We start from the raw sequence: 20800 nt of genomic DNA, 5'->3' as shown, positions 1-20800 counted from the left end.
GTCGCCTGCTCACTCGTTGCGACGGTACGGCTCGCAGCCCGGTGGGGCCTTCGGTGCGTCACGCTTGCGAAGTTCGGGTATCTCCTTGGTGACCGGATGTGCCTCGTGCAGGGAGAATTTCTCGCCGTGATGGGCGAGGTCGATCGAGGGGCCTGACAGCAGCCGATAGGTGGCACTGTCGCGATCCATCGCGACGACGATCTTCGAGTCGCCGACCGCCATCCGGAACGACAGGTAGGTGAGACGACTCGGCAACCGCGGCGCGAAGGTGATCTGGCCGCCGAAGTCACGCATCCCGCCGAACCCCGCGACGCAGTCGGTCCACGCGCCGGCCAGCGCTGCGATGTGCAACCCGCTCGACACGTTGTTGTGCAGATCGTGCAGGTCGGTGAACACCGACTCGCACATCAGGTCGTAGGACAGGTCGAGGTAGCCGACTTCGGCGGCGACCACCGCCTCACAGCACGCCGACAACGACGAGTCCCGCACGGTCAACGGATAGTAATAGTCGAAGTTGCGCAGCTTCTGTTCCGGGGTGAACGCCGCCCCGAACATGTACATGGCGAACACCAGGTCGGCCTGCTTGACAACCTGTTTGCGGTAGAGGTCGTAGTACGGGTAGTTCAACAGCAGCGGGTAACGCCCCACCGACGACTCGAAATCCCATGCGCCGAGCAGTGTGAATGATTCGCACTGTTGATGGACGCCGAGGGCGTCGTCGAACGGGATCGACATGTCGTCGGCACAGGACTCCCAGTGGGCGGCCTCGGCGTCGGTCACCCCGTATTCGCGCGCCAGGTCGGGTCGTCGGTGCACAGCGGCCACCGCATCCCGAAGATTCTGCTGCGCAGCCAGATTGGTGAACACATTGTTGTTGACCACCGCGGTGTACTCATCCGGGCCGGTCACGCCGTCGATACGAAACTTGCCGTTCACGTCGTGGTGTCCCAGACCCGCGAACAGCCGGGCGGTCTCCACGAGCAGTTCGACGCCGCACTCGGTCTCGAACTGCTCGTCGTCGGTGGCGCGCAGATACCGGGCCGTCGCGTTGGCGATGTCGGCGCTCACGTGCACGCCTGCCGTGCCCGCCGGCCAGTACCCCGAGCACTCGTCGCCGTTGATTGATCGCCATGGGAACATGGCACCACGTTGTCCCAGTTCGGCCGCGCGACTCTTGGCCTTGTCCATTGTGGAGTGCCGCCAACGCAGCTCCTCGCCGGCCGCGGCGGGCACCGTGTAGGTGAGCATCGGCAAAATGAAACTCTCGGTGTCCCAGAAGGTGTGGCCGTCGTAGCCGGGACCGGTCAGGCCCTTCGCCGGGATCGAACGGGACTGGCCGCGCGCACCGGCCTGCAGCACGTGGAACAGCGCGAAACGCACCGCCTGCTGCAGTTCGGGATCGCCGTCGAGTTCCACGTCGGCGTCGCGCCAGAAGTCCTCCAGATACTCGATCTGGTCGGCTTTGAGTGCCTCCCAACCGGTTTCCATCGCCATCGCCAGGGCGGCGTCGACCTGCGCGCGCAGGGCCGGTACCGATCTGCGCGCCGACCAGCCGTAACCCATGTACTTGGTCAGCGACAGCTTGGTGCCCTGCGGGACGTTCGCCGCCACGGTCAGGCGGGCCAGGTCGTCGTCTGCGCGGATGAAGGCGTCGGCGCGGTCGGGGAACTCGATCTCGTGATCCATTCCGGCCGCGATGTGCAGACCCGACTGCTTGGTGTGGTGAACCAGCATGCCCCAGTAGTTGCGGCACGCCGAGAGGTCGGAGACCAGCGGGGCCTCGAGCGCGGCCGCGAGCCGGGGATCGTTGCCCGGCGCCGGCACCGGCTCGTTGGCGAGCAGGTCCGACTGCAGCACCAGCTTCATGTCCTCGTCGATCGGCTCCACCTCATAGTGGATGGCAGCGATGGTGCGCTTGGTGAAGGAGACGAGCCGTTCGGAGCGGATGCGGACCGTGCGGCCGGTCGGCGAGGTCCACAGGGTGTGCCTGCGCAGTGTGCCCGTGCGGAAATCCAGCGTTCGTTCGTGTTCGACGGTGCGGCCGTAGCGCAGATCCATCGGCTCGTCCTCCACGAGCAACCGGATGATCTTGCCATCGGTCACGTTCACCACGGTCTGCCCGGATTCCGGGTAGCCGTAGCCGCTTTCGGCATAGGGCAGTCCGCGCAGCTCGTAGAAACCGTTCAGATAGGTCCCCGGGTGGTCGATCGGCTCGCCCTCTTCGAACGTGCCTCGTAAACCGATGTGGCCGTTGGACAGTGCGAACAGCGTCTCGGTGCGACCCAGCATGTCGACGTCGACGCCACGCCAGCGCAGCTGCCACGGGTGGACGTCGAACCCGTGTTCCATGGCGCCCGGGCTCACGCGGAGACCAACTCGTCGAGATCGGTCACGACCCGGTCGGCACCTGCCGTGCGCATCGCTGCGGCTTGTCCGCCGCCGACCCGGTCGATCGCGACGACATAGCCGAACTTTCCGGCCACGGCCGCCTGCACACCGGAGATCGCATCCTCGAACACCACGGCCTCATCGGGGGTCACCCCCATGAGTTCGGCGCCGAGCAGGAAGGAATCGGGCGCCGGCTTACCGCGCAGTCCGCGCGACACGATGTCGAGGCCGTCCACCCTCACCTCCACGAACTTCGTCAGGTCGGCCGCATCCAACACAGCTGCTCCGTTCTTCGACGACGTCACCACGGCGATCCGCAGGCCGGCGGTCCGGGCTGCTTCGAGGTATCGCACCGACCCAGGGTAGGGATCGACACCGTTGGTCTCCAGGGTCGACACGAACATCGCGTTCTTGCCGTTCCCGATCGCGGCGACGGTGTCGTCATCGACGTCGTCGATCCCGCGCGACCGCAGGAATGCGCGCACACCGTCGTCGCGCGGTCGGCCGTCGACGTGGTCGAGGTAGTCCTGCTCGGTGAACGGTTCGAAGTTCTCGGGATCCCGTTCGGAGAGGAAGGCATCGAACGCCTGCTTCCATGCGTCGCGATGCAGGACGGCTGTGGACGTCAGCACACCGTCGAGATCGAACAGTGCGACCGAGGTGCTTTCTGGCAAACCCAACACCCCACGAACGCTACCTGTCCGAGCGGGTGCTGGCGCGCTGTGCGCGGGTATTCGGACTCAGCGCACGTGCGGGCCGTGACTCAGGCGGAGGAGGCGGCGGTGTCGGAATCGATGTTGTCCCAGAAACCGATCGACTCCAACCGCTGCACCAATCGGTCGCGCGCGTCGGCGAATTGGGTGTGGATCTCCTCGCGAATCGCTCGGGTGTCGCCCGATCGCAAGTAGTCGATCAGGCGGCGATGACTGGCGACCGCCTCGTGCCCCCACTCGGTATCGCGGGCGTAGAGGTCGTAGGGGTTGTATTTGCTGGCCGAGAACACGAACCACGCGAGTTTCTTGCTGTTGGCGGCTAGGTTCACCTGACGATGGAATGCGTACTCCCGATTGAGTACCTGCGCGTCGTCACCGGTGTCCACCGCCAGCTCCAGCTGATCGACGATGGTCTGCATCTCGGCCAGATGCACCCCGAGTTCAGAGTTGTCGACGGCGTGGCAGGCCAACCGTGCGGAGAGTTCGGCCTGGATCCAGAAGATGTCGATGATGTCGCCGCGATTGAGCGGCTCGACGATGAATCCGCGATGTGGCGACGATCTGACCAGGCCCTCGCCGCGCAGGGTCACCAGCGCCTCGCGCACCGGCGTGACACTGCAGCCGAGCGTGGACGCGGTGTCATCGAGGCGGATGTACTCGCCGGGACGGAGGCTGCCGGTCATGATCCGGTTGCGCAGATGATCGGCCACCTCGTCGGTGAGCTGGGTGCGGCGTAGCGACACGCGACTCATGCCGTCTGCTGCCCGTCGCGGGAATCGTGATCCACGAACTTCTCTTTCACTCGTGATGCCGCCGTCGTGCATCGCCGTTGCGCCCGTCGTCGCCCGGCGACCACGGGTCCATCGACAACGGTACTTTTTCCGGCGCCCGAATGGGTGATCGAGTTCGGTGGGTCGTCGAGATCTGCTGGATCGATCGAGGACTGCCGGACATAGCGCCCTTTGCAGGGCCGCCCGGTGTCAGACCACCGACCAATCGTGTTTGATGCGAAGGCGCAGGTCGCGCATCAGCAGGCGGTTCCCGCCGAACCGGATCGGCTTCGGCAACGCGCGGTTGGCGGTGGAAACTGTCGCGAAGAGTCGGTTGAAACGTCGTTGGTCTCGCGCGCTCCACTCGAGTCCGAGTTGCTCGCGGAACAGCGGCGGAAGGGTCCCGATCGTCAGGAAGCGCAACAGCGGGGCGAATGGGACCCGAAGCGCCGGACTGATCATCCGCAGGTCGATTAGATCGTTGAGGAACCGTTTCGTCGTCTCGTCGATGGCGACGCGACCGCTGGCGACGTTCCAGTAGTGATCGAATTCGGTTCGGGTGGCCGGCCACATGTCGTCGGGCACCTGCAGCGTGGTCCCCAGAGTCTTGGCCGATTGGTAGAACTCCTCAGCGTCGGCCGGGCTCATGATCCCGTGCAGCAGTTGATGGGTGTCCTCGATCCCGACGAACAAGCATGCCGCGACCCACATCTGGAGTTCGCGATCGAATGCGTTGTATGCCACCGGGCTCTTCTCGTCCGAGCGGACGTGTCGATGGGCGGCATTGACCGCGTCCCGGAAGGCCGCTTTCTCCTCGTCGTCGCCGAGGATCGCCACCGACAGGTACTGCGCGGTGGTGCGCGCCCGTTTCCACGGATGTTTCATCAGCGAACCGGACTCGACCTTGCTCTCCATCACGCCGTAGGCGACCTCGGGCCACCCGAGCTGCATGACCACATTGGCCGCTGCGCCGGCGAAGGCCCAGAAGTCGACCGCCTCCTGAATTCGTGCAGGCTTGCGACCGGTGGTCACCCGTTGCCTACGCGCGGGGATCGTGATCCGCGTCTGTGCGTTCGTCAGCTCCGGTGTGGTGTCCGCCATGGACGCCAGATATCGCCCCGACATGATGTGGCCCCCCTGTTCTGCATACCGCACAGTCACCCCGACCGTGACTGTGATCTATGTCGCGTACCTGGCAGGTTATCCCACCAGGTTTCATATATGAAACCTGAAACCGCGAAACCGGCCATCGGCGCTGGATAAAGAACTGGATGTGCGATGGCCGGATCGTGAGGATGGAGCGATGACGACTCGTCGCTTCGCTCAGGTGGATGTCTTCTCGACCGTGCCCGTCCGCGGCAACCCGGTCGCGGTCGTACTCGATGCCGAGGGGATGACCGACGAGCAGATGGCCTCGTTCGCGCGCTGGACCAACCTCTCGGAGACGACGTTCGTGCTGCCGCCGAGCGATCCCGCCGCCGACTATCGTCTGCGCATCTTCACCCCATCCGGTGAACTTCCGTTCGCCGGGCATCCCACCCTCGGCTCGGCCCACGCGTGGCTGGAGGCCGGCGGCGTGCCGAGTGGTGACCGCATCGTGCAGGAATGCGGCGTCGGGCTGGTGTCCATCCGGTCGGAGCAGGGTCGACTGGCGTTCGTCGCCCCGCCCCGCATCCGCTCCGGACCCGTCGACGAGGCGACGGTGCGGTCGGTGGCTGATGCGCTCGGCCTCGACCCCGACGAGGTGATCGCGGCCGAATGGGTCTCCAACGGCCCCGATTTCCTGGCATTGCTGCTGCCGTCCGGGGGCCGGGTGCTAAAGGTCAGACCCGACATGGCCGCGCTCGGCACACACGACGTGGGCCTGATCGGCCCGTACTCGGGCGGTTTGCCCGACGAACCCGAGGTGCTGTTCGAGGTCCGCGCGTTCGTTCCCGGTAGCGGCATTCCCGAGGACCCGGTGACCGGGAGTCTGAACGCGGGCCTGGCCGTCTGGTTGCGCCAGGCAGGCCGTGCGCCCGCCGGCTACGTCACCGCTCAGGGCACCGCGCTGGACCGGGCAGGGCGCGTTCACGTCTCCGACGACGGTACCGACATCTGGGTGGGCGGTGCGACCACCACGGTCATCGCTGGCACAGTGGTGCTGTGAGCGAGACAGCCGAGATCGCCGACGCGGAAGCCGCCGGAGTCGCCGCTACCGAGAGCAACAAGGCCGCACGCAAACGTCGTCGGCGGGAACCACCGCCGGACCCGGTGCCGCTGCCGGGGCTGGTGGACGCACACACCCACCTGGCCGCATGCGGCGGCCGCGACCCGGAATCGGTGCGCGCGATCCTCGATCACGCCGAACAGGTCGGCGTCGGGCAGGTGATCACGGTCGCCGACGACATGATCGATGCGCGGTGGGCCGTCGAGGCCGCTGCATGGGACCACCGGGCGTTTGCCGCGGTGGCCCTGCACCCGACGCATGCCGGCGAACTCGACGACGACGCGAAGGCCGAACTCGAGCGGATGCTGGCGGACCCGAGGGTCGTCGCAGTGGGGGAGACCGGCCTGGACCACTATTGGCCGAGTCGGTCCGACGACTGTGCTGCGCCCGATGTACAGGCCGAGGCGTTCCGGTGGCACATCGACCTCGCCAAGCGCACCGGCAAGCCGTTGATGATCCACAACCGCGAGGCCGACGCCGATCTGCTCGACATCCTCGCCGCGGAGGGGGCGCCAGAGACCGTGATCATGCACTGCTTCTCCGGTGACCGAAACGTTGCACAGGAATGCGTCGATCGCGGTTACGTCCTGAGTTTCGCCGGCACTGTGAGTTTCGCCAACGCCGCCGAACTGCGTGTGGCCGCCGAAATCGTGCCCGATGAGCAGGTCCTGGTAGAGACCGATGCGCCGTTTCTGACGCCGCATCCCTATCGTGGCCAGCCAAATCAGTCCTATTGCCTGCCGTATACGGCCCGCGCGCTGGCCGAGGTCCGGGGTGTCGACGATGCGGCGATGGCGCGAATCCTGGGCGCCAACGCACGACGCGTCTACCGACTGCCTTTGCGGTAATCACGCCCGTTCGTTATCGTATTGTGATCCCGCTGCCTGGGGGCAGCGATTCCGGCCAGAGAGGGCTGTGCCGTCCGGGGGTTTCGGGGTCGCTGATGAGCGCAGTGCGGACGCAATTGTCCCCGACCAGGATGTTCCGCCTTGTCTCTCCTCGCCCACATCAACAACTCGAAGTCCACCCGTGCGCGGGTCGCTGTCGGCGCCGTGCTGACCACCCTCACCGCGGGCGGCGTCATGGGTGTCGCAATGCACAAGGACGTCGAGCTCAACGTCGACGGTCAGGTCCGCAACGTCTCGACCATGTCGATGTCGGTCGACTCGGTGCTGCGGTCGCAGGGTTTCGACCCGGAGTCCGGTGACCACGTCTCCCCGCCGCTCGACGCCGGGGTCGGTGACGGACAGACCATCACCTTCAACCGGCTCAAGGAAGTGGCCCTCGACGTCGACGGGCAACGGCAGATGGTCGAGACGACCGCCGCCGACCTGGATGACCTGCTCACCGAGCAGGGGCTCACCGACACCGCCACCGACACGAACTTCCCGAGCGGCAACGCGTTGCCGGTCGACGGCGCGGTCGTCGACGTCACCACTCCCAAGCCGGTTCGGCTGACCGACGGCGTGACGAGCTTCCGTCCGGTCGTCGCGGCCAAGACCGTCGGTGAACTCCTCGCCGAGACCGGCAAACCATTGTCCGGTGACGACGAGGTGGAACCCGCCGCCGACACTCCGGTCACCGAGAACATGAAGATCACGGTGACCCGTATCCGCACCGCGGACTCGACCGTCACCGAGGATGTGGCCCCGCCGGAGATCGAGAAGGAGGACCCCAACCTGGTCCGCGATCGCAAGGTCGTCGTCAACCCGGGCAAACCGGGTGAGGCCAAGGTCACCTATTCGGTCACCACGGTCAACGGCAAGGTCGTCAAGCGCGAGAAGCTCGACTCCGAAATGCTCACCGAACCACTGGCCGCCACCGTCCGCATCGGCACCAAGCCCGGCGCACCGTTCGTCCCTTCGGGTTCGGTCTGGGATGCGCTGGCGCAGTGTGAAGCCACCGGCAACTGGGCGATCAACACCGGCAACGGGTTCTACGGCGGCGTGCAGTTCGACCAGAACACCTGGGAACGGTGGGGTGGCACCGAGTATGCCCCGCGTGCCGACCTCGCATCCCGCGAGGAGCAGATCGCCATCGCCAAGAAGACCCAGGCAGCCCAGGGGTGGGGCGCATGGCCGTCCTGCTCATCGAAGCTGGGACTGCGCTGAGCGACTCACCACGCCTCCTCGGGCCCGCCCAGATCCGCACACTGGCCGCGGAGATCGGGGTGCGCCCCACCAAGACGTTGGGGCAGAACTTCGTCCATGACGCCAACACGGTGCGGCGCATCGTCGCCGAGTCCGGTGTCGGCGTCGACGACACCGTTCTCGAGGTCGGGCCCGGCCTCGGGTCGCTGACCCTGGCGTTGCTCGGCGCGGCCGGGCGCGTGGTCGCCGTCGAGATCGACCCCGTCCTCGCCGCCCGGCTCCCCGCCACCATCGAGGAGTTCGCACCGGTGCAGGCGGATCGCTTCACCGTCGTCACCGCGGACGCCATGACCGTGGGGCAGGCCGATCTCCCCGTCGCCCCGACCGCGCTCGTCGCGAACCTGCCCTACAACGTCGCCGTTCCGGTGCTCCTGCACCTGATGGCCGAATTCCCGACCATCGCAACTGCTCTGGTGATGGTGCAGGCAGAAGTGGCCGACCGGCTGGCCGCCGGGCCCGGTGGCCGGGTCTACGGGGTGCCGAGCGTGAAGGCCCGCTACTTCGGTACCGTCCGCCGCGCCGGCGCCGTCGGACGCAACGTCTTCTGGCCTGAGCCGAAGGTCGAATCCGGCCTGGTCCGGATCGATCGCACCCAAGCCCACCCCGACGACCCGGGAGTGCGGCGCAGCGTGTTCGCGGTGATCGACGCGGCGTTCGCGCAGCGCCGCAAGACGATGCGCTCGGCGCTGGCCGGCTGGGCCGGCGGCGCGGTGGAGGCGGAACGACGACTCCGGGCCGCCGGCATCGATCCCGGCATCCGTGGTGAACGCCTCGACATCGACGACTTCGTCCGGCTGGCGGCCGTCGACGCCTCCTGATCGCCGCGTCGGCGTCCGCGACCCGCGATGCCCTCTCGATTACCCTGATTACCTGTGTCTCGAGCGTCGTTGTCGGTGGTGTCCGATGCGGTCACCGTGCGGGTGCCGGCCAAGGTCAATCTGCACCTCGGCGTGGGTCCGCTACGCGATGACGGATTCCACGATCTGGTCACGGTGTATCAGGCGCTGTCGCTGTATGACGATGTGCGGCTGAGCCCCGCCGGTGAGCTCCGGGTGACCACCCGCGGGGAAGGGTCCGCCGACGTACCCGGCGACAGCACCAATCTCGCGGCCCGTGCGGTGGCCGAGGTGGCGCGGCGCGCCGACCGGAGCCCGCGGGTCGCCATCGACATCGACAAGCGGATACCGGTGGCCGGCGGAATGGCCGGCGGAAGTGCCGACGCCGCCGGCGCCCTGGTCGGGGCCGTGAATCTGTGGGGACTGGACATCGGGCGTGACGAACTCACCGAGATCGCGGCCGGTCTCGGTAGTGACGTGCCCTTCGCCCTGCACGGTGCGACGGCGTTGGGAACCGGTCGCGGCGAACAATTGATGCCGATCCTCGCCCGCGGTGAATTCCACTGGGTGCTCGCGATCGCACGATCGGGACTGTCCACGCCCGCCGTGTACCGCGAACTCGATCGACTGCGGGACAACCGCGCCGACACCGATGTCGCGGCGCGGCGACCCGATGACCTGATGGCCGCGCTCACCTCGGGCGATCCGCATACCGTGGCACCGCTGCTGCACAACGATCTCCAACCCGCCGCGCTGAGCCTGCAGCCGGTACTGCGGCGCACCTTGCGCGCAGGTATCGATGCGGGTGCGCTCAACGGGATCGTCTCCGGGTCGGGGCCCACCTGCGCCTTTCTGTGCGCCGACGAGACGTCGGCGGTCGACGTCGCCGCGGAACTGTCCGGTGCCGGGGTGGCTCGTGCGGTACGCACCGCCACCGGGCCGGTCCCCGGTGCCCGGATTCTGTCGGCCTGACCAGTCAACTGCCGAAGACGTTGATGGCGTTGCCGTAGGCGCGCAGCGAAGCGACGGATCCGTTGTATCGGTTGAGATCCACCGGAGTGGACACACCGGGTAGTCGACCCGAGCTGGTGAACTGCCAGAAGGTCCATGTCCGCCAACCCCCACGGGGCATCTGCGGTGCCGCGGCGCCGTTGTACGAGGCGATCCACAGCGGGTGGTCGGCGAACTCCCGGGTGGCACCCATCGCGGTGTTCCAGAAGTTCGGGTAGGTGTAGAGGATCGTCTTTCGCCCGGTCAACGGCTCGAGGACAGCGAAGAACTCGCGGACCCAGGCGGCCAGCGCGCGCGGGCCGAGGCCGCCGGAGTGTTCGAGGTCGAGTACCGGCGGAAGGTCCAGAATGCCGTTCTGGCCGAGCACTGTCGCGGCATAGAAGAGTGCCTGTTGTCCGGCCGGCCGGCTCGGATCGGCGTAGTGGTAGGTGCCGCGGATGAGACCTGCAGCGCGAATCGCCAGACTGTCGGGCACGAAATGCGGGTTCACGTACCACGTGGACTCGGTGGCCTTCACCATGGCCATCTGCTGTCCGGAGGCGCGCACCGCGAACCAGTTGATGGCCGCGCCGTCGGGATGCTGATGACTGGACACGTCCGGCCCTACCTGTGGGGCGGCACCGGCCTGCGGCGAATCCGTCATCGCAGCGCAGAGTCCGACGGAGGCCGCGGTCACCGTGGCCACGATCAGTCGCCGGAGGATCACGGCTCCACGCTATTGCATCGATGCAGGATCGCGCAGAATGTTTGTCGACTGGATCTGATGCCCGGGCGGTGTCGCCGGTCACCGGGGGTCCGTTGCTAGGGTCGTCCGAGTGGCACCCGCAAATCCCGTCGCGCTGATCAACGCGGACCGAATCAGCAAGAGCTACGGCATCAAGCCGTTGTTGGACTCGGTGTCCCTCGGCGTTCACGAAGGGCAGCGGATCGGGGTCGTCGGACTCAACGGTGGTGGCAAGACCACGTTGCTGGAGATCCTCGGTGGAATCACCGAACCGGACAGTGGGCGGGTCTCACGCGCCGGCGACATCCGCGTCGCCACGGTGACCCAGCGAGGTGAGCTGCCGGCCGGCGCGACCGTGTCCGACGTGGTGGTCGGCGGACCGCAGGTCGCAGTCCACGAGTGGGCGGGCGATCCCCGGATCCGGGGCATCCTCGCGGGCATCGGCGTCGATGAGCTGCTCGATTCCAAGGTCGACGAACTGTCCGGCGGGCAACGCCGTCGGGTGGGACTGGCAGCCGCGCTGATCTCGGAGGCCGACCTGTTGATCCTCGACGAGCCGACCAACCATCTCGATGTCGAGGGCGTGCAGTGGCTCGCCGAGCACCTCGTGGCGCGCCGCAGTGCCCTCGTCGTGGTCACCCACGATCGGTGGTTCCTCGACACCGTCGCCACCCGGACCTGGGAAGTGCACTCGGGTGGCGTGGACGAGTACGAGGGTGGCTACAACGATTGGATCTTCGCGCGCGCCGAACGATCCCGGCTCGCCGACGCCGCCGAAGAGCGTCGCCGCAACCTCGCCCGCAAGGAACTGGCCTGGCTTCGACGTGGACCGCCCGCGCGTACATCCAAGCCGCGCTACCGGATCGAGGCCGCCGAACGGCTCATCGCCGACGTCCCGCCGCCGCGGGACAGCGTGACGCTGTCGGCGTTCGCCAAGCGCCGGCTCGGACGAGTGGTGGTGGAGCTGGAGGACGCCCGGATCGCCACACCCGCCGGTGAGACGTTGGTGGACGATCTGACCTGGCGGCTGGCGCCCGGCGAGCGCATCGGCCTGGTCGGGGTCAACGGTTCGGGCAAGACCACCCTGCTGCGCGCCTTGGCCGGAGAGGTCGACGTGGCCCCCGGGCGCCGCGTCGAGGGCACCACGGTGACGATCGGATGGCTGCGCCAGGAGCTCGACGACCTCGACGAGGACCAGCGGGTGCTCGACGCGGTGGAGGATGTGGCCACGCGGATCATGGTGGGCGACAAAGAGATGTCGGCATCGCAGCTCGCCGAACGGCTCGGGTTCAGCCCGGCGCGGCAGCGCACACCGGTGGGCGATCTCTCCGGCGGGGAACGTCGACGCCTCCAGATTACGCGGGTGTTGATGGCCGAGCCCAACGTCCTGCTGCTCGACGAGCCCACCAACGACCTCGACATCGACACCCTGCAGCAACTCGAGGACCTGCTCGACAGTTGGGCGGGCACCTTGGTCGTCATCAGCCACGATCGCTATCTCATCGAGCGAATCTGCGACAGCACGTGGGCGCTGTTCGGCGACGGCGCGCTTACCAATCTGCCCGGCGGCATCGAACAGTATCTACGGCGTCGTCGCGAGATCGGTTCCACCGCAGCACGCCCCAAGAAGTCGTCCGCGTCGGAGGCGGATTCCGTAGACGTCGGTGCGACGGCATCTGCGGTGGCCACGCCGACCGTCAGCGCCGCCGAACACCGCGAGGCACGCAAGACGATGAATCGTCTTGAGCGCCAGATGGATCAGCTCACCAAACGTGAGGAAAAGCTGCACGTCTCGCTGGCCGAGGCGGCCACCGATCCCGAACGCCTTCAGGAGCTCAACTCCGAACTGCGTCAGGTGGTTGCCGACAAGGAAGCTGCCGAGGCCGAGTGGCTCGACGCCGCGGAGAAAGTCGAGTGAGCGCCGGTGGTCAGCGACGGATGGCGCCGTTGACCATCGCTGCAATCGCCACGGCGCCTTGCTGGTTGATGTGATAAGGGTAGGCCAGACTGCCGTTGGACAGTGAGCTCTCATACCAGGGGGCGATCAGATTGCACGGGTCGTGACCGGCCGATCGGCGGTTGGCGTCGATGAATGTCCCGCCGACCGTGGACGTCGCCCGCCGCAACGCATCACCGGCGCGGTCGAACACCCGATTCATCCATCGGACGTCGGGATCACTGATCGGCACCATCGGCCAGCAACCGTGACTGCCCATGAACCCGCCGATGCCGACGACGATGATCTGGGCGTGGGGCGCCTTGGCGCGGATGGCCCGCAGCGCGGGGCGCACGCGGTTCTCCATCCGCGCGATCCGCCATCGAACCTCGTTCTCGAGGCGCGGATTGTGTCGACACCGACGATCGTTGAGCGGTGTCGTGTTGCAGTGGACCAGGATCGCACCCCAGCGCATGTCGTTACCACCGATGCTGACCGTGATGACCTGTGCATCACGCGGTACCAGGTGTGCTTGGGGTGGCTTGGTTCCACGGTTGGTGCGTTGGGTGGTGCGGTAGAGATCCGGCGCCTGCGCGCCGGCACACGAGGTGTCGATGAACCGGCGCGGTAACGTCATCACCGCGACTATCGCCGGATAGTTGAACGCCGAGCGTTTGCAGCCCAGGAAGTAGTCGGGGGTAGGGGAGAAGAAGCCGCCGGACGCGCGGGAATCGCCCATCGCGACGTAGGTGCCACCCGTGTAGCGAGCCGGTGTCGCATCCGCCGCCGGAGCCACCACGGTGCTCAGACCGGTCAGCAGCACGACCGCCAACAGCATCGACGTCAGCACGAGGCGGGCTCGCCGCCTCCCGGCCGGGATGGTGGGCAAGTGACGAGAAACCATGTGTGGTGCAACCCCCTGAATGTTCTTTGGGATTGTAGGGGACATCACTTCGTTCGCGCGGCCGTAATCCGGATCCGCCGCGGGGTCACACGGTTCGCAACGCGTCGCACCGGTGGGCGAATCGCGTGATCATCGCGGCCGTCTCGGCGGGCTGGATCAACGGGAACAGGTGGCTGGCCCGCGGAACCACGTGCACCTGCGCCAGCGGTGAGACAGAGGCGAAGCGCCGCTCATGGATGCGGAACTGGTCCCAGCCGCCGTTGAGAAACTCGATCGGACCCGGATACTGTGCGACCTCGCTCAGCGCATCGAGATCGGCCAGGGCGTCGACGACATCGCGAATAGAGTGCAGCGCAAGGCCGCCGGCCTCCATGTCACGGGCGACCTGACCACCCACGGCCATCCGGGTCAGGGCCTTGCTGATCGCCGCCGCCTGCCGGGGCAGGACGCTCGTCGCGGCGCCGAAGGCGCGGAAGGGGGAGGCGAGCAGACGGCTGGGCTGCGCGGTCGCGCACATCACCACCAGTCCGGCCACCGCATCGGGGTGGCGGCCGGACGTGGCCATCGCGACGTAGCCGCCGAGCGACATACCGGCGACCACCGCAGGTCTGCCGAGTGAATCGATGGCGTCGAGCACCGCCTGCACCGCGCCGTCGATGTCGAATCGTTCGTCGGCTCGCGTTCCGTGCCCGGGGAGATCGGGGGTGGCCACCGGGCGGTCGGTGATACCGGCCGCGATGCGGTGGAGGGCCGAGCCGCTGACTCGGAGTCCGTGGACACAGACCACGGGAGTAGGTGAGACTTCCTGCGCTGCGCTCATCGGAGGCCAGTATGCCGTGGGCGTCACGGCTTGTCGCGGCCGGCGGGCCGCTCGACGCTCCGGTCGATGCCGATCCGGTCCAGGAACCCGTGGTCATGCGACACCACCAGCAGCGCACCTTGCCACTGCCGCAGGGCCGCGACGAGCTCTTCGGTGGTGTCGACGTCGAGGTTGTTGGTGGGCTCGTCGAGTATCAGCAGTGCGGGGACGGGATCGGCCAGCAGCGACATCGCCATGGCCACCCGTAGCCGCTCACCGCCGGACAACTCACCGAGAGCTCGGTCGGCACGCTTGCCGCGGAACAAGAATCGGGCGAGATGCGCGCGGATCGTCTGTTCGTCGACCTGCGGGTGCGTGACGGCAATCGCGTCGGCGATGCCCTGCCGGGGGTCGGCGAAGGTGATCTGCTGCGGCACATACGCATACGGAGCCAGTATGCGTCCATCGGTGATCAACTCGGCGATCAACGTGGTCTTTCCCGAGCCATTGGCGCCCACCAGCGCGACCCGCTCCGGTCCGTCGATCGTCAGCTGGTCGTCGTCGACGATGCGGGCCCGGGTCGCCACCTGCGCCACGGGCATCACGATGCGGGCGGTGCGGTCGTCGCGCACCCCGTCGCGTGCGGTGTCGAGTCGCTCCGATGCGGCGGATACATCGTCGCGGTGGGCGTTTCGCAGCTTTCCCGCCGACACCTGTGCGGCGTCCCGGCGCAGGTGGGCGACGATCTTCGGTACCCGCTTCTCCCGTTCGGCCGTGGCGGCCGTTCGGGCCCGCCGGTCGAGCTTGATCTGCGCCTCCTTCAGTTCACGGCGCTGTTTGCGCAGGTCGGAGGCTGCGTTGGTGACTGCGGCCTCGGCTGCCTGTTGCTCGGCGTCGAGGGTCTCTCGATACAGCGAGTAGGGGCCGCCGAACACGCGTACCGAGCCCCGATACAACTCCAGTGTCGAATCGGTCCGTTCGAGTAGCTCGAGGTCATGGCTGACCGCCATGACCGTGCCCCCGAATCGGTCCAACGCGTCGAAGAGGCGGGCGCGCGACGGTGTGTCCAGGTTGTTCGTCGGTTCGTCGAGCAGCAAGATCGACGGGCGTCGGATGAGCTCGGCGACGATCGCGAGCAACGTCGCCTCTCCTCCCGACAACGAACGGACCGTGCGATCGGTGTCGGTGGGCAGCCCCAGCGCGTCCAGGCTCGCTGCGACCCGTTCCTCGATGTCCCAGTCATCGCCGACGACCGCGAAGTCGTGTTCGTCGATAGAACCGCTCTCGATGCGTCGCAGCGCGTCTCGGATGGCGTCGACGCCGAGCACCGCGGCGATGGTGCGTTCGGGTGCATCGTGGGGATGCTGCGTCACCACACCGACGTCTCCGGCCACGGTGACGCTGCCGGTGCGCGGCACGAGGTCGCCGGCGATCAATCGCAGCAGGGTGGACTTCCCGGCGCCATTGGCTCCGACGAGTGAGCAGACCCCGGTGGGGACGTGCATCGTCAGATGGTCGAAAACGACGGTGCCGTCGGGCCACGCGAACGAGACGTCGGACAGGGTGACGGCCGGCGACGGTTGATGGGTGGATGCGGTCATGGAGAGCTCCCTGAGGTGGTGAACGGTAGCCGGCGTGGCGTGATGAGCACGCGGGCGAGTCGGGCCGACCTCAGCGGTTCATGACCGGTGAACACTCCTCGTTGTCGGTGGTGGCGTGATGCCGATGACCTCACGATAGCGCCGCAGGTCCGGAAGACGCCAACTCTTTTCTGCCGACCGAGACGCTAACGTGGCCGATATGTCGTTCATCCGCACATCGATCGTCAACCGGGTCGGTGAGATCGTTCTCGACCGGCCTGCCGCCCTCAACGCGCTGGATCAGACCATGATCGACGACATGTACCGAGTGTTGTCGGACTGGGGAGACGACGACGGCATCGACACGGTCCTGGTCACCTCGGCGAGCGAACGCGCTTTCTGCGCCGGCGGCGACATCCGCGCGATCCGCGACCATGCGCTGGCGGGACAGGCAGACGCGGTGAGCCACTACTTCGCGAGTGAGTACCGGCTCGATCAGCTCGTGGCCGAGTATCCCAAGCCGTATGTGAGTGTGATCGACGGCGCGGCGATGGGGGGTGGACTCGGCATCAGTGTGCACGGAGAGGTACGCGTGGTGACCGAGAGGGCGGTACTCGCCATGCCGGAGACCGCGATCGGGTTCGTCCCCGATGTCGGTTCCACCTACTTCCTGCCCCGGCTACCGGACGGAGTGGGCATGTGGCTCGGGCTGACCGGCTCACGGATCGGTGGCGCCGATGCCGTCGAGGTCGGTATGGCAACGCATTTCGTCGATTCGGCAGAGATCGACGACGTCACCGAGGAAATCCGCACCGGGGTGCCGCTGATCGATGTCCTCGGTGGTCGGCGGCATCGTCCGGCCGCGGAGTTGCCGCTGGCCAAGATCAAGGAGTACTTCGTCGACGACAACGTCACCGGCATCGTCGGCGGTTTGCGGGGTGCCCTCGGCGACCCGTGGGCCGAGCGGATGGTCGACATGATCGAACAGGCGTCACCGACGAGTCTCTGGGTGACCGCGGCAATGCTCACCGCCGGTGCGCATTCGGTGCTCGACGAATGCCTGGAGCGCGAATTGCATGCCGCCGAGCAGATCACCGCGACCGCCGACTTCGCCGAAGGTGTGCGCGCCGTCCTCGTGGACAAGGATCGTCGGCCCCGATTCGATCCGGCATCCATCGATGACGTCGATCCGGAATCGGTGGCGCGCATCGTGGGAGCGGCCTGAGCCGCTCGGTCACGGCGTCGTCTCGAACCACCCCGAGAGTGTCACACTGGCGTCGCTGACGGTGGTTTCGGTTTCGGAGTCCTCGTCGATGTCCTCGTTGGGTGCGAACGGGTTGCTGTGCGATCGTGTGGCCGCCGAGCAGGTGAAGGTGCCGGCGGCCCGCTCCGACGACATCGCGGTGACCGTCAGCGGACATGTCGCGGAGTGATAGTACGTGCCCCCCACCGTGACGCCGACCGACGAATCGATGGGGGCGTCGAGCGGGCCCACCCGCGGACGAACGCCGCCGATCGGTGGCAGGACGCCACCGGTGAGGTCACCCACCAGTAGTTCCAGCTGTGCACCGTCGTCACCCGGTCCGGTGAACACGAACAACAGGCTGTCCGGCGGCACCGACGGATCGGCGTTACCCCACTTGGTGAATCCGTAGCAGGCCGATCCGGCCGCACCGTCGGCACCTGTGCCGGCGATGGCTACGTGCATACTGCCGGAACGGAACTCGAGATCATGGCCGGCTCGGTCGATTCGTCCCCCGGCCGGTCGTTCGCGGCATTCGGCGGCGTCGACCGGGGCAACCGCGGCCGTGGCCGGTCTCGAACTCGATGGGCCGTCCGGGTCGTGATCGCCGGACCCGCATCCGGTGAGCGGACCGAGCGTGACCGCCGCGGCCGCAAGCGCGATCACCGGTGTCGAAACCCGTCGTGCGGGCTCAGTCCGCAGCGGCGACAAGGGGTTCGAGCATCAGGTCGGGATGTTCCTTCTGGATGAACTGCAGTCGCCACTTGTCGCTGAACAGAGCCAGGAGCGCTCCGTCGGTGCGAGTGAACACCTCAACTCCGCGTTGGCGGCCGAGATCGGCGGCGCTGTCGGCGTCGGTACGCCGGGCCAATGAGTAGCCGAGCGGTTCGATGGTGGTGTCGACGTTGAACTCGGATTTCATCCGGGCCGTGACCACCTCGAACTGCATCGGCCCGACGGCGGCGAGGACGGGCGAGGCGTCGCCGCGCAGTTCGTTGCGCAAGACCTGAACCACGCCTTCGCTGTCCATCTGCTCCATCGCCTTGCGGAACTGCTTGTACTTGTCGGCGGTGTTGACGCGGATCGCCGAGAAGTGCTCGGGCGCAAACGACGGGATCGGTGGGTACTGCACCTTCGAATCGATGTACAACGTGTCGCCGGGTGCCAACGCCATCGCGTTCACCAGGCCCACGACGTCACCCGGGTAGGCTCGGTCGACGGTGGAGCGGTCCCGACCGAATACCGCCTGGGCGTACTTGGTGGCGAAGGGTTTTCCGGTCTGTGCGTGTGTCACCACCATGCCGCGCTCGAATTCGCCGGACACGATCCGCATGTAGGCCAGGCGATCTCGATGACTGGTGTCCATTCCCGCCTGCACCTTGAAGACCACGGCGCTGAACGGGTCGGTGACCGACCGAACCGATCCGTCGATATCGGCGCGACCGGCCGGGGGTGGTGCGAGTTCGACCAGCGTCTCGAGCAGTTGTCGCACACCGAAATTGAGCATGGCCGACGCAAAGATCATCGGCGACGTCTGGCCGGCCAGGAACATCTCCTGATCGTGGTCCTGGCCCATCTCGCCGAGCAATTCACTCTCCTCGAGCGCTGCCGTCCACTCGTCGCCCTCGCGTGCGGCAGCCGCGTCGCCGTCGAGGATCTCCTCCGGGGCCACCTTCGCCCCACCGGCGGTACGGGTGAAACGGATGTACTCGCCGCTGCGGCGGTCGAGGAGTCCTCGGAAGTCGCCGGCGATGCCGACCGGGAAGTAGAGCGGTGTGGGGATGAGGCCGATGCGTTCGGTGATCTCGTCGATGAGTTCGAGCGGCGTCTGGCCGGGCCGGTCCCATTTGTTGATCACGGTGATCACCGGGATGCCGCGATGGCGACAGACCTGGAACAGCTTGAGGGTCTGCGGTTCGAGGCCCTTGGCGGCGTCGATCAGCATGACCGCGGCGTCGACGGCTGTCAGCACCCGGTAGGTGTCCTCGGAGAAATCGGCGTGACCGGGGGTATCCACGAGGTTGATGACGTTCGGGACGTCGTCGGTGGAGTGCTCGGAGGCGTAGTTGAACTGCAGCGCGGTGGAACTCACCGAGATTCCGCGCGCCTTCTCCATTTCCATCCAGTCCGATACCGTCGACTTGCGGCCGGCCTTGCCGTGGATGGCGCCGGCCTCGCTGATCATGCGCGCGTGCAGCGCCAGCGCCTCGGTCATCGTCGACTTACCGGCGTCGGGATGACTGATGATGGCGAAGGTGCGACGCCGCTTCACCTCGTGGGACACGGTGGCAGCATCTGAACTCACCCGACGAGGCTACCGCCCGGCGCGCTCACCGGGCAAAATCGCGCGCCGGGTCCGAACATGGTTCGGTTCTCGCACGTCCACCGTGGTCGCGCGCACGACGCTGCGCGCGCGAACAAGTGGTGGACGCGCGAGGAAGGTGGTGGCTATTCGAACGGGACCGGCGGCATCTTGACGACCTGTGCGGCGTAGCTGAGGCCGGCGCCATAGCCGAGCAGCAGCGCGGTGTCGCCGGGCTTGGCGGCACCGGTGGACAGCAGTTCTTCCATGGCCAACGGGATCGACGCGGCCGAGGTATTGCCGGTGTGCTCGATGTCGTTGGCGACCGGAACCCCCTCGCGCAGGTGCAGCGTCTTGGCAAGCAGGTCGTTGATGCGCGTGTTGGCCTGGTGGGGGACAAAGACGTCGACGTCTTCGGAGCCGATCTTGGCGGCCTCGAGCGCGCGCTGCGCGACCTTGCCCATCTCGAAAGCGGCCCAGCGGAACACCGCAGTTCCCTGCAGCCGCACGTACGGCCGCTGGGTGCGGTCGCTGTCGAGGAAGGTCACCCAGTCGATGTCCTGGCGGATCGCGTCGAACTGCGAGCCGTCGCTGCCCCAGACGACCGGCCCGAGCTGCTGGTCCTCGGTCGGCCCGACCACCACGGCGCCGGCACCGTCGCCGAAGATGAAGCAGTTGCTGCGGTCGGTCATGTCGAGCGTCACCGACAGCTGCTCGGCGCCGATCACCAGGACGTGGGTCGCGCTTCCGCCGCGCACCATGTCCGACGCCAACGCCATCGCGTAGCCGAAGCCCGCACAGCCCACGGTCACGTCGAATGCGGGAACGCCGTTGGCGCCCAGTTCGGTGGCGACCCTGGTCGCTCCGGCCGGCGTCAGCAGCAGGTGGGTGTTGGTGGCGAGGATGACCGCGTCGATGTCGGAACCGGACAGCAAGGCGTTGGCGATCGCTGTGCGGCCGGCGTGGACGGCCATTTCGGTGACGTCCTCGTCGCGGCGGGCGAAGCGGCGGGTCTTGATGCCGGTCCGGGTGTAGATCCACTCGTCCGACGAGTCGATGTGTTCACAGATCTCGTCGTTGGTGACGACCCGTTCGGGCCGATAGGCACCGATGCCGAGCATCCCGATGTTGTTGATCCCGGTGGTGTCCGCGATGACAGCCATGCGTGTCCCTTTCCCTATGCGACCCGACATAGACGGTCTCACATTGCGGCCCTACTGGGAAGTAGCCCGTTC

18 protein-coding genes are annotated in these 20800 nt (G+C 67.1%); 7 read left to right on the top strand and 11 right to left on the bottom strand.

Annotated features, from left to right (window positions below):
- Window positions 1-9: 9 nt before the first annotated feature.
- The 4 genes from OSB52_RS01140 to OSB52_RS01125 all read right to left on the bottom strand — a co-directional run bounded on the left by OSB52_RS01140 (window position 10) and on the right by OSB52_RS01125 (window position 4996).
- On the bottom strand, window positions 10-2349 hold the full coding sequence (locus OSB52_RS01140; RefSeq protein ID WP_235725361.1) for a glycoside hydrolase family 65 protein: 2340 nt from the start codon (window positions 2347-2349) through the stop codon (window positions 10-12).
- 11 nt (window positions 2350-2360) lie between these two features.
- Window positions 2361-3071: an HAD family hydrolase gene (locus OSB52_RS01135; protein WP_235725309.1), complete on the bottom strand. Its 711-nt coding sequence runs from the start codon at window positions 3069-3071 to the stop codon at window positions 2361-2363.
- Window positions 3072-3151: 80 nt separating this feature from the next.
- Entirely contained in the window at window positions 3152-3853 is a 702-nt protein-coding gene (locus OSB52_RS01130; protein ID WP_266059731.1) for a GntR family transcriptional regulator, read from the bottom strand.
- Window positions 3854-4081: 228 nt separating this feature from the next.
- Window positions 4082-4996 carry an oxygenase MpaB family protein gene (locus tag OSB52_RS01125; protein ID WP_266059907.1) on the bottom strand — a complete coding sequence of 305 codons (915 nt, stop codon included), beginning with the start codon at window positions 4994-4996 and terminating at the stop codon, window positions 4082-4084.
- Window positions 4997-5174: 178 nt separating this feature from the next.
- On the opposite strand from OSB52_RS01125, the gene OSB52_RS01120 reads away from it, so the two are divergent.
- From OSB52_RS01120 to OSB52_RS01100, 5 genes are all read left to right on the top strand, one after another.
- Window positions 5175-6020 carry a PhzF family phenazine biosynthesis protein gene (locus tag OSB52_RS01120; protein ID WP_266059729.1) on the top strand — a complete coding sequence of 282 codons (846 nt, stop codon included), beginning with the start codon at window positions 5175-5177 and terminating at the stop codon, window positions 6018-6020.
- Window positions 6017-6928 (top strand): TatD family hydrolase, encoded by a 912-nt coding sequence (locus OSB52_RS01115; protein WP_266059727.1) that lies wholly within the window; start codon window positions 6017-6019, stop codon window positions 6926-6928. Before OSB52_RS01120 ends, OSB52_RS01115 begins: the two co-directional genes overlap by 4 nt.
- A gap of 141 nt (window positions 6929-7069) precedes the next feature.
- Complete coding sequence (locus OSB52_RS01110) at window positions 7070-8191, top strand: resuscitation-promoting factor (RefSeq protein ID WP_235725314.1); 1122 nt, start codon at window positions 7070-7072, stop codon at window positions 8189-8191.
- The gene (rsmA, locus tag OSB52_RS01105) at window positions 8155-9048 is read left to right on the top strand and encodes a 16S rRNA (adenine(1518)-N(6)/adenine(1519)-N(6))-dimethyltransferase RsmA (protein WP_266059725.1); all 894 of its coding nucleotides are present in this window, start codon (window positions 8155-8157) and stop codon (window positions 9046-9048) included. Before OSB52_RS01110 ends, rsmA begins: the two co-directional genes overlap by 37 nt.
- Before the next feature lie 54 nt (window positions 9049-9102).
- Entirely contained in the window at window positions 9103-10038 is a 936-nt protein-coding gene (locus OSB52_RS01100) for a 4-(cytidine 5'-diphospho)-2-C-methyl-D-erythritol kinase (protein WP_235725316.1), read from the top strand.
- A 4-nt stretch (window positions 10039-10042) separates the two neighbouring features.
- Here the strand turns inward: OSB52_RS01100 and OSB52_RS01095 are convergent, their stop codons facing one another.
- Window positions 10043-10783: a glycoside hydrolase family 25 protein gene (locus tag OSB52_RS01095; RefSeq protein WP_372512275.1), complete on the bottom strand. Its 741-nt coding sequence runs from the start codon at window positions 10781-10783 to the stop codon at window positions 10043-10045.
- Window positions 10784-10892: 109 nt separating this feature from the next.
- Between OSB52_RS01095 and OSB52_RS01090 the strand changes: the two genes are divergently transcribed.
- Window positions 10893-12719 carry an ABC-F family ATP-binding cassette domain-containing protein gene (locus OSB52_RS01090; protein ID WP_266059723.1) on the top strand — a complete coding sequence of 609 codons (1827 nt, stop codon included), beginning with the start codon at window positions 10893-10895 and terminating at the stop codon, window positions 12717-12719.
- A 10-nt stretch (window positions 12720-12729) separates the two neighbouring features.
- On the opposite strand, the gene OSB52_RS01085 is transcribed toward OSB52_RS01090, so the two are convergent.
- The 3 genes from OSB52_RS01085 to OSB52_RS01075 form a co-directional block, all read right to left on the bottom strand.
- Window positions 12730-13575 (bottom strand): SGNH/GDSL hydrolase family protein, encoded by an 846-nt coding sequence (locus OSB52_RS01085; protein WP_235725363.1) that lies wholly within the window; start codon window positions 13573-13575, stop codon window positions 12730-12732.
- Window positions 13576-13726: 151 nt separating this feature from the next.
- Window positions 13727-14461, bottom strand: a complete 735-nt coding sequence (locus OSB52_RS01080; RefSeq protein ID WP_266059722.1) for an alpha/beta fold hydrolase — start codon at window positions 14459-14461, stop codon at window positions 13727-13729.
- 23 nt (window positions 14462-14484) lie between these two features.
- Window positions 14485-16041 carry an ABC-F family ATP-binding cassette domain-containing protein gene (locus tag OSB52_RS01075; protein ID WP_266059720.1) on the bottom strand — a complete coding sequence of 519 codons (1557 nt, stop codon included), beginning with the start codon at window positions 16039-16041 and terminating at the stop codon, window positions 14485-14487.
- A gap of 199 nt (window positions 16042-16240) precedes the next feature.
- On the opposite strand from OSB52_RS01075, the gene OSB52_RS01070 reads away from it, so the two are divergent.
- Window positions 16241-17245 (top strand): enoyl-CoA hydratase/isomerase family protein, encoded by a 1005-nt coding sequence (locus tag OSB52_RS01070; RefSeq protein ID WP_266059719.1) that lies wholly within the window; start codon window positions 16241-16243, stop codon window positions 17243-17245.
- A 9-nt stretch (window positions 17246-17254) separates the two neighbouring features.
- Here the strand turns inward: OSB52_RS01070 and OSB52_RS01065 are convergent, their stop codons facing one another.
- The 3 genes from OSB52_RS01065 to OSB52_RS01055 all read right to left on the bottom strand — a co-directional run bounded on the left by OSB52_RS01065 (window position 17255) and on the right by OSB52_RS01055 (window position 20728).
- Window positions 17255-17929, bottom strand: a complete 675-nt coding sequence (locus OSB52_RS01065; protein ID WP_235725321.1) for a hypothetical protein — start codon at window positions 17927-17929, stop codon at window positions 17255-17257.
- 25 nt (window positions 17930-17954) lie between these two features.
- Window positions 17955-19568 carry a peptide chain release factor 3 gene (locus OSB52_RS01060; RefSeq protein ID WP_235725322.1) on the bottom strand — a complete coding sequence of 538 codons (1614 nt, stop codon included), beginning with the start codon at window positions 19566-19568 and terminating at the stop codon, window positions 17955-17957.
- A 143-nt stretch (window positions 19569-19711) separates the two neighbouring features.
- Entirely contained in the window at window positions 19712-20728 is a 1017-nt protein-coding gene (locus tag OSB52_RS01055; protein ID WP_235725323.1) for a beta-ketoacyl-ACP synthase III, read from the bottom strand.
- Window positions 20729-20800: the final 72 nt, after the last annotated feature.

The sequence above is a fragment of the Gordonia aquimaris genome (assembly GCF_026262595.1).
GTDB classification, from domain to species: domain Bacteria; phylum Actinomycetota; class Actinomycetes; order Mycobacteriales; family Mycobacteriaceae; genus Gordonia; species Gordonia tangerina.
Note: the sequence above shows the minus strand (reverse complement) of the source record. Positions and strands in the feature narration are given on the sequence as shown.

Excerpts from the sequence above, each read along its gene's own strand:
- OSB52_RS01140 (WP_235725361.1), bottom strand. The coding sequence starts at position 2,349 with ATGGAACACGGGTTCGACGTCCACCCGTGGCAGCTGCGCTGGCGTGGC.
- OSB52_RS01130 (WP_266059731.1), bottom strand. The coding sequence starts at position 3,853 with ATGAGTCGCGTGTCGCTACGCCGCACCCAGCTCACCGACGAGGTGGCC.
- OSB52_RS01125 (WP_266059907.1), bottom strand. The coding sequence starts at position 4,996 with ATGTCGGGGCGATATCTGGCGTCCATGGCGGACACCACACCGGAGCTG.
- OSB52_RS01120 (WP_266059729.1), top strand. The coding sequence starts at position 5,175 with ATGACGACTCGTCGCTTCGCTCAGGTGGATGTCTTCTCGACCGTGCCC.
- rsmA (WP_266059725.1), top strand. The coding sequence starts at position 8,155 with ATGGCCGTCCTGCTCATCGAAGCTGGGACTGCGCTGAGCGACTCACCA.
- OSB52_RS01085 (WP_235725363.1), bottom strand. The coding sequence starts at position 13,575 with ATGCTGTTGGCGGTCGTGCTGCTGACCGGTCTGAGCACCGTGGTGGCT.
- OSB52_RS01080 (WP_266059722.1), bottom strand. The coding sequence starts at position 14,461 with ATGAGCGCAGCGCAGGAAGTCTCACCTACTCCCGTGGTCTGTGTCCAC.
- OSB52_RS01075 (WP_266059720.1), bottom strand. The coding sequence starts at position 16,041 with ATGACCGCATCCACCCATCAACCGTCGCCGGCCGTCACCCTGTCCGAC.
- OSB52_RS01070 (WP_266059719.1), top strand. The coding sequence starts at position 16,241 with ATGTCGTTCATCCGCACATCGATCGTCAACCGGGTCGGTGAGATCGTT.
- OSB52_RS01055 (WP_235725323.1), bottom strand. The coding sequence starts at position 20,728 with ATGGCTGTCATCGCGGACACCACCGGGATCAACAACATCGGGATGCTC.